The organism is Pseudarthrobacter ribosi (genome assembly GCF_055412865.1).
This window is the reverse complement of sequence record NZ_JBVAYZ010000001.1, coordinates 185,755-199,717: the sequence shown is the minus strand read 5'-3', so window position 1 is coordinate 199,717 and position 13,963 is coordinate 185,755. Positions and strand designations below refer to the sequence as shown.

The 13,963-nt window shown below is 62.6% G+C and carries 9 protein-coding genes; 6 read left to right on the top strand and 3 right to left on the bottom strand.

Translation table 11 applies throughout. The annotated features are described in order from the left end of the window. Positions 1-6: 6 nt before the first annotated feature. A complete protein-coding gene (dnaK, locus tag ACZYZ5_RS00850; protein WP_463898528.1) occupies positions 7-1,905 on the bottom strand; it encodes a molecular chaperone DnaK in 1,899 nt (632 codons plus the stop codon). 819 nt (positions 1,906-2,724) lie between these two features. Between dnaK and ACZYZ5_RS00845 the strand changes: the two genes are divergently transcribed. The 4 genes from ACZYZ5_RS00845 to ACZYZ5_RS00830 all read left to right on the top strand — a co-directional run bounded on the left by ACZYZ5_RS00845 (position 2,725) and on the right by ACZYZ5_RS00830 (position 8,199). Next, positions 2,725-2,988: a UBP-type zinc finger domain-containing protein gene (locus ACZYZ5_RS00845; RefSeq protein WP_463898526.1), complete on the top strand. Its 264-nt coding sequence runs from the start codon at positions 2,725-2,727 to the stop codon at positions 2,986-2,988. 24 nt (positions 2,989-3,012) lie between these two features. Continuing rightward, positions 3,013-4,755: an FAD-dependent oxidoreductase gene (locus ACZYZ5_RS00840; protein WP_463898524.1), complete on the top strand. Its 1,743-nt coding sequence runs from the start codon at positions 3,013-3,015 to the stop codon at positions 4,753-4,755. 506 nt (positions 4,756-5,261) lie between these two features. Beyond that, positions 5,262-6,899, top strand: coding sequence for a PucR family transcriptional regulator (locus ACZYZ5_RS00835; RefSeq protein ID WP_463898522.1), 1,638 nt, complete (start codon positions 5,262-5,264; stop codon positions 6,897-6,899). A 211-nt stretch (positions 6,900-7,110) separates the two neighbouring features. Further along, complete coding sequence (locus tag ACZYZ5_RS00830; protein ID WP_463898519.1) at positions 7,111-8,199, top strand: hypothetical protein; 1,089 nt, start codon at positions 7,111-7,113, stop codon at positions 8,197-8,199. A 268-nt stretch (positions 8,200-8,467) separates the two neighbouring features. Here the strand turns inward: ACZYZ5_RS00830 and ACZYZ5_RS00825 are convergent, their stop codons facing one another. Beyond that, positions 8,468-9,508, bottom strand: coding sequence for an AraC family transcriptional regulator (locus tag ACZYZ5_RS00825; RefSeq protein ID WP_463898517.1), 1,041 nt, complete (start codon positions 9,506-9,508; stop codon positions 8,468-8,470). A 322-nt stretch (positions 9,509-9,830) separates the two neighbouring features. Beyond that, positions 9,831-11,075, bottom strand: a complete 1,245-nt coding sequence (locus ACZYZ5_RS00820; protein WP_463898515.1) for an ROK family protein — start codon at positions 11,073-11,075, stop codon at positions 9,831-9,833. A 253-nt stretch (positions 11,076-11,328) separates the two neighbouring features. Between ACZYZ5_RS00820 and ACZYZ5_RS00815 the strand changes: the two genes are divergently transcribed. After that, complete coding sequence (locus ACZYZ5_RS00815) at positions 11,329-12,462, top strand: Gfo/Idh/MocA family protein (protein WP_463898513.1); 1,134 nt, start codon at positions 11,329-11,331, stop codon at positions 12,460-12,462. Positions 12,463-12,598: 136 nt separating this feature from the next. Then, complete coding sequence (locus ACZYZ5_RS00810) at positions 12,599-13,951, top strand: ABC transporter substrate-binding protein (RefSeq protein ID WP_463898511.1); 1,353 nt, start codon at positions 12,599-12,601, stop codon at positions 13,949-13,951. Positions 13,952-13,963 lie beyond the last annotated feature (12 nt).

Here is a 13,963-nt window from a genome sequence, read left to right as displayed (position 1 = left end):
CCGTTCCTAGCCACGATCGAATTCTGCATCGACGATGTCATCGTCATCTACATCGTTGGACGCTCCGGGCCGTGATGCGGATCCCTGGCCAGCCCCTGCAGTGGCCGCGGAGGCAGCGGAGGCGCTCAGCGCCGACTGCAACTGCTGAAGCTCGGAAATTAGTTCCCTCGCGGTGCCAACGTCTGCCTGGTTGCTGACGGCGTCGCGAGCCTGGCCAACCAGCAGTTCCGCTCGGGCCTTGTCATGCACCGGGACCGCGCCACCAAGCTCATTGACGGCCCGCTCAACGCGGTATGCCACCGCATCGAGTTCGTTGAGGGTGTCAATCCGCTCCCGGTTCTGCAGGTCCTCGCTTCTGTGGGACTCAGCCTCGGCAATCATGCGCTCGACTTCCTTGGCGTCGAGGTTGGAGCCTTCGCTGATGGTGATGCCCTGTTCCTTGCCCGTGTCCTTGTCGCGGGCGGTGACGTTCAGAATGCCGTTGGCGTCCACGTCGAACGTGACCTCGACCTGCGGTTCTCCGCGAGGCGCTGGCCGGATATCGGTCAGCTGGAACCGGCCCAGCACCCGATTATCCGCCGCCAGTTCCCGCTCCCCCTGCAAGACCACTACGTCAACGGCGGGCTGGTTATCGTCGGCGGTGGAGAACACTTCGCTGCGCCTTGCGGGGATCGTCGTGTTGCGCTCGATAATCTTGGTCATCACGCCGCCGCGGGTTTCGACACCCAAGGAAAGCGGCACAACGTCTAGTAGCAGGACGTCCGAGACCTCTCCCTTGAGCACGCCGGCCTGGATCGCCGCACCGATAGCCACGACTTCGTCTGGATTGACGCTCATGTTGGGATCTTTGCCGCCGGTCAGACGCCGGACGACGTTCTGTACCGCAGGAATACGGGTGGATCCGCCGACCAAAATCACTTCATCGATGTCGTTGGCGGTGACCTTGGCGTCCGTCATCGCCTGCTTGACCGGACCCAGGGTGCGCTCCACCAGGTCATGGGTGATGTCTTCAAAAACGGAACGCCGAACGGTGGTCGTCAGATGCTTGGGACCCGTGGCGTCGGCAGTGATAAAGGGAAGGTTGACCTGGGTCTGGGTCACAGAACTCAGCTCGACCTTCGCTTTCTCGGCCGCCTCGAACAGGCGTTGCAACGCCTGGGCGTCCGACCGGAGGTCGATGCCCGCCTCCTTCTGGAAGTCGTCAGCCAAGTAATCGACCAGCCGGCGGTCAAAATCGTCGCCGCCAAGGTGCGTGTCACCCGCCGTCGAGCGGACCTCCACAACCCCGTCCCCCACGTCCAGCAGGCTCACATCAAATGTTCCGCCGCCAAGGTCGAAAACCAACACCGTCTCATGCTGACGTTTGTCGATGCCGTAGGCCAGGGCCGCTGCAGTAGGTTCGTTGATGATGCGCAGGACTTCCAGTCCGGCAATCTTGCCCGCGTCCTTGGTCGCGGTGCGCTGTGCATCGTTAAAGTACGCGGGAACGGTAATGACGGCCTCCGTCACCTTTTCGCCCAGCTGCTTCGCGGCGTCGTCCACCAGCTTGCGGAGAACGAGCGCACTCACCTCTTCGGGTGCGACTTTCTTGCCCTGAACTTGAAAACGCGCCACGCCGTTGTCGTCCGCTACGACGTCGAAACTCACGGCCTTGGCCTCATCCGAAATCTCGTCATAGTGTCGGCCGATAAACCGCTTGGCCGACGTGATGGTTCCCTTGGGGTTGAGAATCGCCTGCCGGCGGGCCAGTTGCCCCACAAGCCGTTCCCCGGTGTCCGTGTACGCCACAACTGACGGAGTGGTCCGGGCTCCTTCTGCGTTGGGTATGACGCGTGCTTCCCCGCCTTCCCAGACCGCGATCACCGAGTTGGTTGTTCCGAGATCAATTCCTACTGCTTTGGCCATGACTCACTCCGGTCCTAGAGGGCGCGACCGGTCCTGTGGCGACGTCCGCCCGAGGTTGCACCGCACGACGCACGCCCTGTCCCGCTGGGCCACGAGGCTCAAGGGCGTTGTCATGGGGCCTAATAGGGTTGAGTCTGCCCCCTGGATGGGGCGACGGCATGACCCTCGAAGGTCAAATATGCTCCAAGGAATTGACCTCTCAGGACAGGGTCCACAGGCTAATCCTCCAAGACGCCGAGATAATCTGAGGATCAGCCGTCGCACATCTCGCCCACGAACGTGTCCCTCAGCTGCGGATTGCCTGCAGGTCCAACAAATGCTCCATCCGCTAAGGGCCGGGGAGATTCCCGCCAAGGCCGTGCAATCTCTTTCTGCACTGGCCTTCTGCCAGGTAGTCTTGCTAACTGCGGTGGACGGTCACTTGTTTCGAGCCCGAACGGGGCGCCGACGGCGAGGACCACGATGTCCGCCAGCTCCAAGTCAGGGATGGCCCACTCCCCACCCCAGGCCCGGGATGGCGATACCCGCTCTCCCCTGGCGCCAGTTCACTCGGGTACGGGACTCACTGCAATTCCGGTACACAAGGCACGACGACGACGGCGGGAGGGTCCCGCCGTCGTCGACTTCCCTGCTCGACGCGGATTTCCCGGATGTACCCCTTGACAGGCCAATGAGCCGGGTCTATTACTGTGCTTTATCTGGGGCACCCCGCTCGCCGGTCCGAATGGTTCCCAAGCCGCCGGTCAGTGCCGACGCAACCCTTATTGCCGCCTACCGCGGCGAGGCCGGCTCCATGGCCGGACCGACATAGGAGCGAACATGATTCCTGGAATTCCTGATCCGCATCTCGCGCAGATTCGTCCGGTTCGGTTACGCACACCGCAGGGCTGCGAGGAATGTCTGTCATTGGGCACTCCGTGGGTTCATTTGCGATTGTGTCTCTCCTGCGGCCACGTCGGGTGCTGTGATTCCTCACCCATGCGGCACGCCCGAGCCCACGCCACCGAGTTGCATCCAATCGTTCGTTCCTTGGAGCCCGGCGAGGACTGGCGCTGGTGCTATCCCCATGAGGCATTCGTCTAGGGTACCGGCGGGAACAAGCAGCTGATGGAACCTATCGCAGACTCGACGCTGATCGAAACGCCGGATGTCTCCGGCGCCTATCCACGGCTCGGCCAAGCCCAGATCGAATTGTTGGGCCGTGCCGGCACCAGCCGGGCTACCTCCGCCGGAGAAGTCCTCATACAGGAGGGAAACTTCGACAGTGACTTCTTCGTCATACTGCAGGGCACGGTAATGGTCGTAGAGGGGCTGCACGACGCCGATGGCAGACAGCCTGCTGAGCTGGGCCCCGGCACGCGGATCCTCGAAGTTCACGGTCCGGGACGGTTCCTCGGGGAATTGGGCCTGGTCGAGGGGCAACCGGCCTTTGTCAGCACTGTGTCCGCCGAAGCGTGTGAAGTGCTCCAGATCAGCGGGGACGATCTGCGCCGTGTGATTCTGACGGACGCCGCGGTGGGCGAGACCATCCTGCGGGCATATCTTCAGCGCCGAATCCTGCTGATCAGCGCGGGCGCGGGCATCCGCATCGTTGGATCCCGCTTCAGCCGTGACACCCTTCGCCTCCTGGAATTTTCAGCCGCCAACCGCCTGCCTCACCGGCTGGTTGATCTGGAGGATGACGAGCAGGCGCAGGCCATCCTGGACCGGGCCGGGATCCTCGCAAGTGACCTGCCCGCAGTGGTGCTTAATGCTTCACAGGTCCTCAGAAACCCGTCCAACGCAGACCTGGCCCTCGCCATGGGCCTGCGGGCAGTGAAAGAGCATTCGGCCACGTACGATCTCATGGTGATCGGGGCCGGTCCGGCCGGCCTGGCGGCCGCCGTCTACGCAGCGTCCGACGGGTTGTCGGTCGTCCTTAAGGAAGGCTTCGGGTTAGGTGGGCAGGCCGGCACGTCGCCGCGGATCGAGAACTTTCTGGGCTTCCCCGCCGGAATCTCCGGCGGGGAACTCACTGAAAGAGCAATCCTTCAGGCCCGCAAGTTCAGAGTCCAGATCAACGTCGCCTGCCGGGCACGCAGCATCGAGTTGAGGGACGGCGAGTTCCGCGCCGAGTTCAACGAGAGCGGCCCTGCCTTCTCACGGGCCGCGCTACTAGCAACCGGGGTCCGCTACCGCCGGCTGCCGGTCCCCGGGCTGGAGGAATTCGAGGGAATCAGTGTCTTCTACGCCGCCACAGTCCATGAAGCCAGGCTCTGCGGATTGCAGCCCGTGACCGTCGTCGGCGGTGGAAACTCCGCGGGACAGGCCGCGCTTTTCCTGGCTGGCACGGGAGCCCCAGTGCGGCTGGTGGTGCGCGGGGCGGACCTCCGCGCGGACATGTCGAGATACCTCGCGGAACGGATCGAAGAGCAACCGGGCATAGAAGTACTGCTGGGGGCCAACATCGTGGGCGTAGACGGTTCAGGCGCCCTCGAACGGATCGTCGTCGATCTGCGAGCCACAGGCGAACAGCGCATCTTCGACTCCCGATACCTCTTCATTTTCATCGGGGCCACGCCGCACACAGAATGGCTGCAGGGTACCCTCGCCCTGGATGACCACGGCTTTGTTCTCACCGGGGCTGATCTCGAGGACATTCCTCCTGAGTTCAGCCATCTGGGGCGCAGACGGCTGCCCCTGGAAACCAGCGTCCCCGGGATGTTCGCGGTCGGCGATGTTCGGCATGGATCGGTGAAACGCGTAACGGCGGCCGCCGGTGAAGGCTCAACAGCCGTGGCAATGATCCACGAGCACCTGCGCCTCCTCCGGTACGGACCGGCCGGTGCGCGCTGGAGTGAGGGACGGTGAAAGTCCAGCAGGAGGGTCCCCTGGGCGAGACGGACGACGGCCGGCACCAATTTCGCGATTTACGTCAAGTCGCCGCGCATCCGTCCCGGCGGTCGAGTTACCTGACTATGCCGCGCAAGCGTCGAAGACGTCCCGAAATGTCGTTTAGCGTCCAGCACTGACGGCAATCCGCAGGGACATGACAAGAGCTTAACAACGGCGACATACGGGCGTAGTTTTGGTGGTGTTGGTATGCCGATCCCGGCCTTGCCGGATCGGCCGCAGAGTTGGCCGGGCCGGCAAGAGAGGACTCACCGGTATCCCGGCCAAGTACGGCGTTGGACACCCTGCGTCGAGGGTTCATGTTCAGGTCGGCATACCGTGGGACTCGAAAATGGTCGATTCTGAACTCCGTGATGGGGACAAGCGGCTAAAGCCGAGTCTCGATCACAGAGGGCAACGGATTACGGTCTGCCCAGGCTTGTATCCCCTGTAAGCCTTTGCTGTGGACAGAGACGAGGATCAATATGTTCGATCGACGTGTGGCAGAGGAAATCCTCAACACGGCCGCGCAGGCGGTGTCGGACATGTCGTTCTGTGAGGTCAAGGACCGTTACCTCGCGGTGAATGGCCAGTTGAACCCCGTGCCCGAACGCGCGGAGTTGCCTCAGGATCAGGACGTCCGGCGCCTCAATGGCAGGGACTCCGTTCTCCCGTGCGCCAGGCCGGGCTGGCGATACGCGCTGTTCACCGTTGGCGACGCTGCCGAGCTGACCGGGTGTCTGGTGCTGTCCGCCGCCGACCGTCCGGATCTCCCGCAGCTGATGCAGCTGATGCAGCTCCGGATAACCGCGGGGACAACGGGAACGACTCATGCCAGGGGGTCCCCCCGGGAACTCCCGAATGACGCAACCGGTCAGCCGCTCCGCCGTGACGACATGGACCAGCGTCTCCTGTCCCTCTCGGCGACGGTCCTTGAGCTTGAAGAACACGACAGGATCCGGGATGCCCTGGACCAGGGCGCGGCTCCCGACCTCGGGGACAGCGAATCCCGGGAGGGACTCCTGGCGGAGGTCCTTTCACGGCTGACGGGGCGGCCCATCTGTATTGAGGACGCGTTCGGGCATATTAGCGCGGCGGCTGGAATCGGGTCCAAACGCCCCTACCCCAGGCTTGGCGCAGCGGCCAGGTCGCGGACTGCGCAGCTATGGCTTGCCTCCGGCTCACCAGTCCGCGAACCGCGAAGGCTCGTTTCCCTTGCCCTGTCGCACGGCGAGGTGTTGGGGGCTATTTGCATGCTGGCAACCGACAGGCAGGTCACAGCCGGCAACGTCTTCGCGCTGAAGTACGCAACGCGGCTCTTGGAAGTCGAGTTGTCGCACCGCCGCAGCCTGGCCCGGCTGGAACTAAGGCTGGGGCGCGACCTCGTGGACGAACTCGTGTCCGGAACGGATGGCGCAACCGCAGGCGTTCGTACCGCGGCATTGGGATATGACATCAGTGGTCCGCAGCACGTCATCGTGGCGCAGTGGCAGCCGCCACGAACGGACGATACTGTCGTGGTCGCACTGCGCAGGACGTTCCGGGAACTCCGTTCATCCGCGCTCGTTTCACGGCGCTCGGACATGGCTGTTGCCGTCGTACGTGGAGATCCGTTGGGTGCCGAGGTCTTTTCCGTTGTCGCCAAAACCCTGCGAAGTGCCACCGGGGCCGTGGGCATCGGCGGTCCAAGCCTTGATATTGCCCAGATTCCGCGCTCCTTCTCGGAAGCCCTGCACGCGCTCCACATCCGGGCCGGTTCAATCGATCGCTACGGTGTCACCCGCTTTGATCAACTGGGGATCTACCGCCTCTTGGTCCCAGCTGGGGGCGAACCGGATCTGGCCGACTATATCGACGAGTGGCTCGGTACCCTTCAACGCGCCGACGACAGCCGGGGGTCTGACCTGGTGCAAACCCTGGCCCAGTATCTGGACCACGGCGGCAACTATGACAGTACAGCCCAGAGCCTGACCATCCATCGAAGCACTCTGCGTTACCGCTTGAAGTCCATCCGGCAGATCAGCGGCTTCGACCTTGCCGATCCCGAGACCCGACTAAACCTGCACGTCGCAACGCGCGCATGGCGCCTTCGTCCGCACGGCGCCCCTTTTCACGTCCCATAGCCAGGCCTCAATCGGCCGAATAGCCGCGGTCAACGCGGCGCCGGGTGACCTGCCAGGTTCGAATATGGGCAGTTTCTGGGCGGGCCGGGCAATGCGGCAGCCGAGGCGTTCAGGCATCGGGACCCTCTGTTCACGGCGAGGGTGACGTCCAGTTTGCAGGTCATAGACACTGAACCATTGGAGGTCGGGCGTGCCGGAACATTCGGGCGACGTGAACCCCACCAGTGCCCGTACGCTGGGCGTGCTCGCCGAACCGGAGGTCACCGCCGAGTTTGCCGAGCGCAACGGACGCGAAGTGGGCCATCTGCTCAACCTTGCCGACGAGCGCCACGACTGGTCCGTGGTGATCGAGTACCAGGATTTTACGGCCGGCAATGGGTTGACGCCGATGCTGGACTCCTTGGCGAAACACCGGACCCTCCGTGCATGGGATGTCATGGTCTGCCTGACCGATCTTCCGATTCGTTTCGAGGGCCGGACCGTGGTCGCGGAAGTTGCGGTGGGAGAGCCGATCTCCCTGGTTTCGTTGCCCGCGCTCGGCGCTGTCAACATCGACCGCCGGGTCCGCTCCGCCGTCGCCGATCTCGGCTGGGCGATGCACCGCCACTTCGATCCCGAGGATGACGCCGTGGAATTTGGCCCGCCCTCGCTGCACCAATCCAAGCACATTGAGACCGCTGTTCTTGACGAAGGGCCGATTGGGTTCCGCTACGTCTCAGCAACCCGCCTCGGCCGGGGACGGTTGCTGGCGGGCATGCTGCGGGCGAACCGACCTTGGCGGCTGGTCTTCGGATTGAGAAGCGCAATGGCCGCCGCGATCGCCACAGGCGCCTTCGCGCTTGTCACGGACACAATCTGGCAACTCGCGGACCTGCTCGGGGCGCCGAGGCTGACCCTGCTGATGGTCCTCTCGATCAGTTCTATGGTGTTCTGGATCATCACCCAACACGATCTCTGGGAAAGCCCCCGGCGCGACGATACCCTCGAACGGTACAAGGCTTCCTTGTATAACTCTTCAACAGTGTGGTCGTTGATGATCGGCGTCGTGATCAGCTACGTCCTGCTGTTCGTGGCCGTGCTGCTGGCCGCGGCATTCACTATCGACGATGCCTTATTGGCACGGACCCTGCAACATCCCGTGACTGTCTGGGACTTTATGGAAGTCGCCTGGATGACGACATCGGCGACGCTCATCGGTGGTGCGTTGGGCTCAGGATTCGAGTCAAAGGATGACATTCTTCGGGCGGCGTACGGCCAACGCGAACGTCATCGTCGCGAAGCGGTCGACGAAGGCGAATAATCCGGCCCTGCCGAAGGCGGCCCAGCCTATCCTTGTTTCGTTTCTCCCACCGTCGCCTTCACCGCGGCGCCCGGGGTGTTTCGCTGCCGGCGCGGTCTCCCGATCCTTCCGCAAGTCGGTTGCGGGTGCGGGCGAGGCGGCAGGAGTCGGTCGGTGCCGGTTTTCGATGATGTTACGCCATACGTGAGGCGGTCAACGATCGCTGCGCAATTCGTTTGAGACGATGGCGAGGGAGTTCTTTAGCTCCCTCCGCCAACTCGGTCAGACGCTAGGGGATCAGCGACTCCCGCAGCTGTTGCAGCGCAACACGAACCTCGCTCTCGGATCGGTGGATCTCCCTCACATTCATCCTGGTAAACTCCTTCACCGCACGGCGCATGCTTTGCACATTGGTGAATCCGCACGATGTCGCAATTTCTGAGTAGGTGATCCTTTGGGCGTCGGCCTGAAGGAGGAGCTCCAGCGCTTTGCGCGTTCTCAAAGCGCGTATGCGCTCGCTCAAGTGGAGTTCTTCTTTCTCGAAAAAGTAGAACAGGGAGCGACGAGAGAGGTTGAACCTTTCGGCGACCATTGCCACGTCCAGATCGGGGTTGTCATAGCTAGCATCAAGGTATTTCTTCACCGCCCGACTTAGGGCTGGTTTCTGCGCCTCAGCGTCGACCGGCGTTTCGAGCAGGGAGCCCACCAGGGTCGCAATTACGGATCTGAGGATGTCTGCGGTTCCCGATGCCTCCCGGTCGATGCCCGGCCGCTTCCAACTCAACAGCGCAGGAATCACGAAAGTCCCCACAATTGGATGCTTCGCGAGGTCAGGCATGCGAAGCAGGGAGCCTAACGCGGCCTCGCCCACATCCAGGCTGCTGCGATCGATGTTGATCTGCAAGGCATGAAAGCCCTCGGGCGCATCGAAACTGCCGCCCAGCGAGGTATCAATGAACCTGACGGAGCCCGGCGATACTGGCTCAGGCACGCCGTTGAGAGCGAGGGTTAGGGCCGGCGCTTTCCTGAAGTAGGCCAGGCGCAGATCCCTAGTGTCGGGATTCGGCGCCCACGAGCCCAATGCGGGGGCATTGCACATTTCTATGAGGCTGAAACCTGGCCCGGCAAGACTAATGGCCGAAGGAGTGAAAGGGACGGCAGCAGCATGTGCCGACTTTTCCAACCGCATCGGAGTTTCGACAGCACTGCCATACCACGTTCGCCAATGTTCGAACCGTTGTTCGGGGCTGAGCCCCTCCGGCACTGTATATCGCCGCAGATGACCGCTGTTCTCGGTAGCAGATTGAGGCATGCCATCCTCCTTTTTCACAAGTGTGAACCTTCATGGCGCTCCCTTGGAAGGGCCACGATGTCGTGAGCAAGCGGTTGCGGGGCACACAAGGCCCGCCTAAAAGACCTCAACTGTAAGCCCATTTTACCTGTGTACATCTTTAATTGGTGCGTTCATGGTTTCAGTGCCGGCGCCCCAACACGACCGGTTTTGTCGTCGCTCTGGCTTGGGTGTGCATGGCGTTGGATAGGGCACGGGCTCGGGCGATAATGCTCCGCTCCACACGAGGAGCGGTTAGCCATGGCGCGCGTGCCCTCCACATCTTCGTTTGGAAACGTGGCCAAAGAGATGCGCGGTGCCATTAACTGGCCACGGAGTCACGGAGTGATGCTTGGGCGACGTGTTCCACATTCTGCCGATCGGTATTTTGGTGTCCGCCGGGATCCAGTGTGGCTGCGAGATCATTGACTCGTTCAGGGGCGAGGGCATGTTCAACAGCCAAGATGCTGGCCCCAACGACTCCAGCTTCCGGGCCGGTTTCGGATTGAGTGATATTCAGATGCTGGGTCGCCAACGGCGTTGAGCGTGCATAGACCGTTTCACGGATTCCGGCGATCAGATGTTCTCCGGATTGTGCAAGCGATCCACCGACGACAATCAGGGCAGGGTTGATGAGGCTCACACACATGTTGAGCATTTCTCCGATGTCGCGGCCAGCCTGCCGGACGGCGTGAATAGCAGCCAAATCGCCGGAACGGACGAGTGAGACGACGTCGTTTGCGGTCGTTGCTTCGAGTCCGTTTTCGCGGAGCTGGGCGGCGACGGCCGGAGCGCCTGCGATGGCCTCCAGGCAGGCAGTCTTGCCGCAGCGGCATTGGATTCCTGCTGCCTTGGAAACAGCAATGTGACCGACGTCTCCTGCGACTCCTGCCGCGCCTCGCTGCAATATTCCTCCACTAATAACGCCCGAGCCGATGCCGGTGGCGACTTTAAGGAAGATCATGTTGTCCTCAGTGGGCCAGCGCGTCGCCCGTTCCCCGAGGGCCATAATGTTGACATCGTTATCGACGAGTACGGGAACGTCAAAGGTCCGCTGAACGTAAGCGGGGACATCGAATCCGTCCCATCCCGGCATGATCGGAGGGCTGGTCGGCTTTCCGGTGGAGTGTTCAACGGGACCGGGCAGCCCGATGCCAACAGCGATGATGTCCGTTGCCGGACGCTTCATCGTTTTCAAATGACCCTGCAGCGTCATCACTAGCCAGTCCAGAACAGCTTCCGGTCCGCAGGAAATCTCAAGTCGTTCAGTGGTTTCTAGGAGAATCCTTCCCGACAGGTCCGTGAGCGCCACGGTCGCGTGTGTGGCGCCGACGTCGGCGGCAGCGGCCAGCCTTGCACCGGGGTTGAAGGCTAGTCGCGCCGAGGGGCGGCCTCCAGTGGAGGGCGCATCCGACACTGGTGCAACTAGTCCGAGTTCCAGGAGCGCCTCGAGGCGAGAACTGATGGCAGCTCGCCCCAAGCCCGTTATCCCGGCCAGGTCGGCCCTGGTCCGCGGGCGTCCGTCCCGCAGGATACGCAAAAGTTCGCCGGCGCCGCCGTTGTTCATGTCTCTCCGTTTCGGGGGGGGTCAAAAGAGGTGAATGGGGAGCGTGAGGTCTTGACATATCACCCACACAGGACCCCGAGGGGTCCTTGTCTCCACTCAGTGTCACGGCGCCCACTCGTTCCCGTCCACTCGTCGATGCCCACAGCATCAAAGAGTGCAACTTCCGTGCGCATTCCATCGCCAGCAGCGTCAAAAGGTGCAGACTTTTGCTGACTGGCAACCAAAGCCGCCTGGTGCGTGTCACTGTTTCGGCATGGAAAACGACAGAACCACAACAGCCCCCTCCCGGTTACGGGCCGGGTTCGTCGGCGCCGGGTTCATGGCTGAGGTGCATAGCAGAGCTGCCCGTGCCGCAGGGGCGGAAATCGCAGGCATCGCATCCTCGAGCCCTGCCAGTGCCGCCCGCGCCAAAGACCGCCTGGGCGTCGAGCAGGCTTACGCCTCCGTCCAGGACCTCCTCCAGGACGACAGGATCGACGTCATCCACGTCTGCACCCCGAACGCCACCCACGTCGCATTGGCCGAGGCAGCGCTGAAAGCAGGAAAGCACGTTGTCTGCGAGAAGCCTCTGGCTACCACCGCACAGGATGCCGCCCATCTGGTCGAGCTGGCCGCTACGGCCGGGACTGTCGCGACCGTTCCCTTCGTCTACCGGTTCCACCCAATGGTCCGGGAAGCCCGGGAACGTATCGCCTCCGGCCAGACGGGACGGATCTCCACCATCCAGGGGTCCTATCTTCAGGACTGGCTTCTGTCCCGGAACGACGATAACTGGCGGGTGGACGCCGGTCTCGGTGGCCCTTCGCGGGCGTTCGCCGACATCGGGTCCCACCTGTGCGATCTCCTCGAATTCGTGAGCGGGGAACGGATAACACGGGTCGGTGCACTGAGCCGCACTCTCTTTTCGGGCCGGGCACACCACAAGGACGTCCAGACCGAGGACCTCGTTGCAGCTGTATTCGCGACTGAGAACGGCACCGTGGGAAACCTCCTGGTCAGCCAGGTTGCGCCGGGGCGGAAGAACCGCCTGATGATCGAGATTTCGGGTTCTGAGAGCACGGTCCAGTTCGACCAGGAAGCGCCGGAGACGTTGTGGCTTGGTAAACGGGCCGGTTCCCAGCTGCTTGTCCGCGACCCGGACGCGCTTAGCCCCGAAGCGGCACGGCTCAGCGTCCTGCCGGCAGGGCATCCCCAGGGTTATCAGGATGCGTTCAATGCATTTGTCGCCGATACCTACGCCGCAATCGACGGAGACAACCGCGATGGCCTGCCCACCTTCCGGGACGGACTCAGGTCAGCCGTCCTCACCGAAAGCATCATCGAATCCAGCAAGTGCGGCGAGTGGGTCGACGTCCCAAGCGTAAAAGAACTAGAAGGAGTGCAGTAATGAAAATCATCCAGGTAGGCCTCAGCACATGGGGCGCCCATAGCTTGAGGAAGGCAGTAAAATGATCCGATCTCTCGATCGCGTCAAGCGGTCACGCATCGTAGCGGGCTTGGGAGCCGCGCTCACCGTAACCCTATTGGCAACCGCATGCACGGGCGGGTCATCGGCACCCAACACGGCGGCGGCCAAACCGGCAGAGCTGCGGATGCTCTACACCACCGATGAAGCCAACAGCGCCGCCGTCGCGTCGCTGGTGCCGCAGTTCAAGGAAAAGTTCGGCATCGATCTGAAGATCGACAACCAGCCGTACGACGCGTTGCAACAGAAGGTCTTCTCCGAGTTCGCTTCCAGCAGCAGCTACTACGACATTGTCGTCGTCGACACCCCGTGGGCGCCGGCCCTGGTGCAGAACCTCGAACCCCTGAGCCAGTACCTCGAGAACGGGGCCTTGAACCCTGACGGCCCGCAGTCCAACGTGGGCGACTTCATCCCCAAGGTGTTCCACGACACAGCCGTCTACAACGCTGATTCCCCGATCAAACGCTACCCGGATCCCACGGCAAAGCCCGACGCTTCCGCGATAAAGAATGCAGGATTCGACGTGTACGGGATGCCGATCCAGTCGAACGTGGCCGTCATGGCCTACCGCAGCGATCTGTTCAACGACCCGGCCCAGAAGGCGAATTTCAAGGCCAAGTACGGTAAGGACCTCACTGTCCCGAAGACCTGGGACGACTATGCCCAGGTGGCGGAGTTCTTCACCCAGCCGGACAAGAAGCTCTACGGCACCACGGTCATGGCAGGTGTCGGCGACTGGGCCACCGATGACTTCAAGACCCTCCTCGCCTCCCTGGGCGGGGACGGGACCCTGGCGGACCAGAACGGCAAGCCTACATTCGACACGCCCGAAGGAGTCCAGGCGCTGGATTACTACGCCAAGCTGGCGCAAAGCGGACATGTCCCCCCGGGCAGCACGTCAGCGGACTGGGGGACAACCGCCGAATCGTTCGGCAGCGGACTGACCGCCATGACGATCAACTACCACGACCTCAAGCTCGGTGACAACGTCGAGGGCGGCACCATCGGCTATGCCCCGTTGCCCACCGCGAAGGCCGCCGGACCCCACTTCGGGACCTGGATGCTGAGCGTCAACAAGAATTCCAAGAACAAGGAATGGGCCTACCAGACGATCAGCTGGCTGACCGCCGCCGAGCAGCAAACAACGATGACCGCCAAGTCCCTGCACCCCAGCCGGACCTCCGTCTTTGCCAGCATCAAGAGCGATAACCCCCTCGCACCCTTCTACGACACCCTCGGAAAATCCCTCGCAGAAGGCGTCGGCCGCGCACGGTTGACCAACTACACCGAAGTCAGCCACGAGGTGGCCGTCGCGGTGAACAACGCAGCAACCGGCGCTTCCTCGCCATCAGACGCCCTCAAGTCCGCATCAGACAAGGTCTCGGCCCTCCTTAAATCGGCCGGCTACTAACCCATCGGACCG

Coding starts and splice junctions, on each gene's coding strand:
- dnaK (WP_463898528.1), bottom strand. CDS start 1,905: ATGGCCAAAGCAGTAGGAATTGATCTCGGAACAACCAACTCGGTGATC.
- ACZYZ5_RS00845 (WP_463898526.1), top strand. CDS start 2,725: ATGATTCCTGGAATTCCTGATCCGCATCTCGCGCAGATTCGTCCGGTT.
- ACZYZ5_RS00840 (WP_463898524.1), top strand. CDS start 3,013: ATGGAACCTATCGCAGACTCGACGCTGATCGAAACGCCGGATGTCTCC.
- ACZYZ5_RS00835 (WP_463898522.1), top strand. CDS start 5,262: ATGTTCGATCGACGTGTGGCAGAGGAAATCCTCAACACGGCCGCGCAG.
- ACZYZ5_RS00820 (WP_463898515.1), bottom strand. CDS start 11,075: ATGAACAACGGCGGCGCCGGCGAACTTTTGCGTATCCTGCGGGACGGA.
- ACZYZ5_RS00815 (WP_463898513.1), top strand. CDS start 11,329: ATGGAAAACGACAGAACCACAACAGCCCCCTCCCGGTTACGGGCCGGG.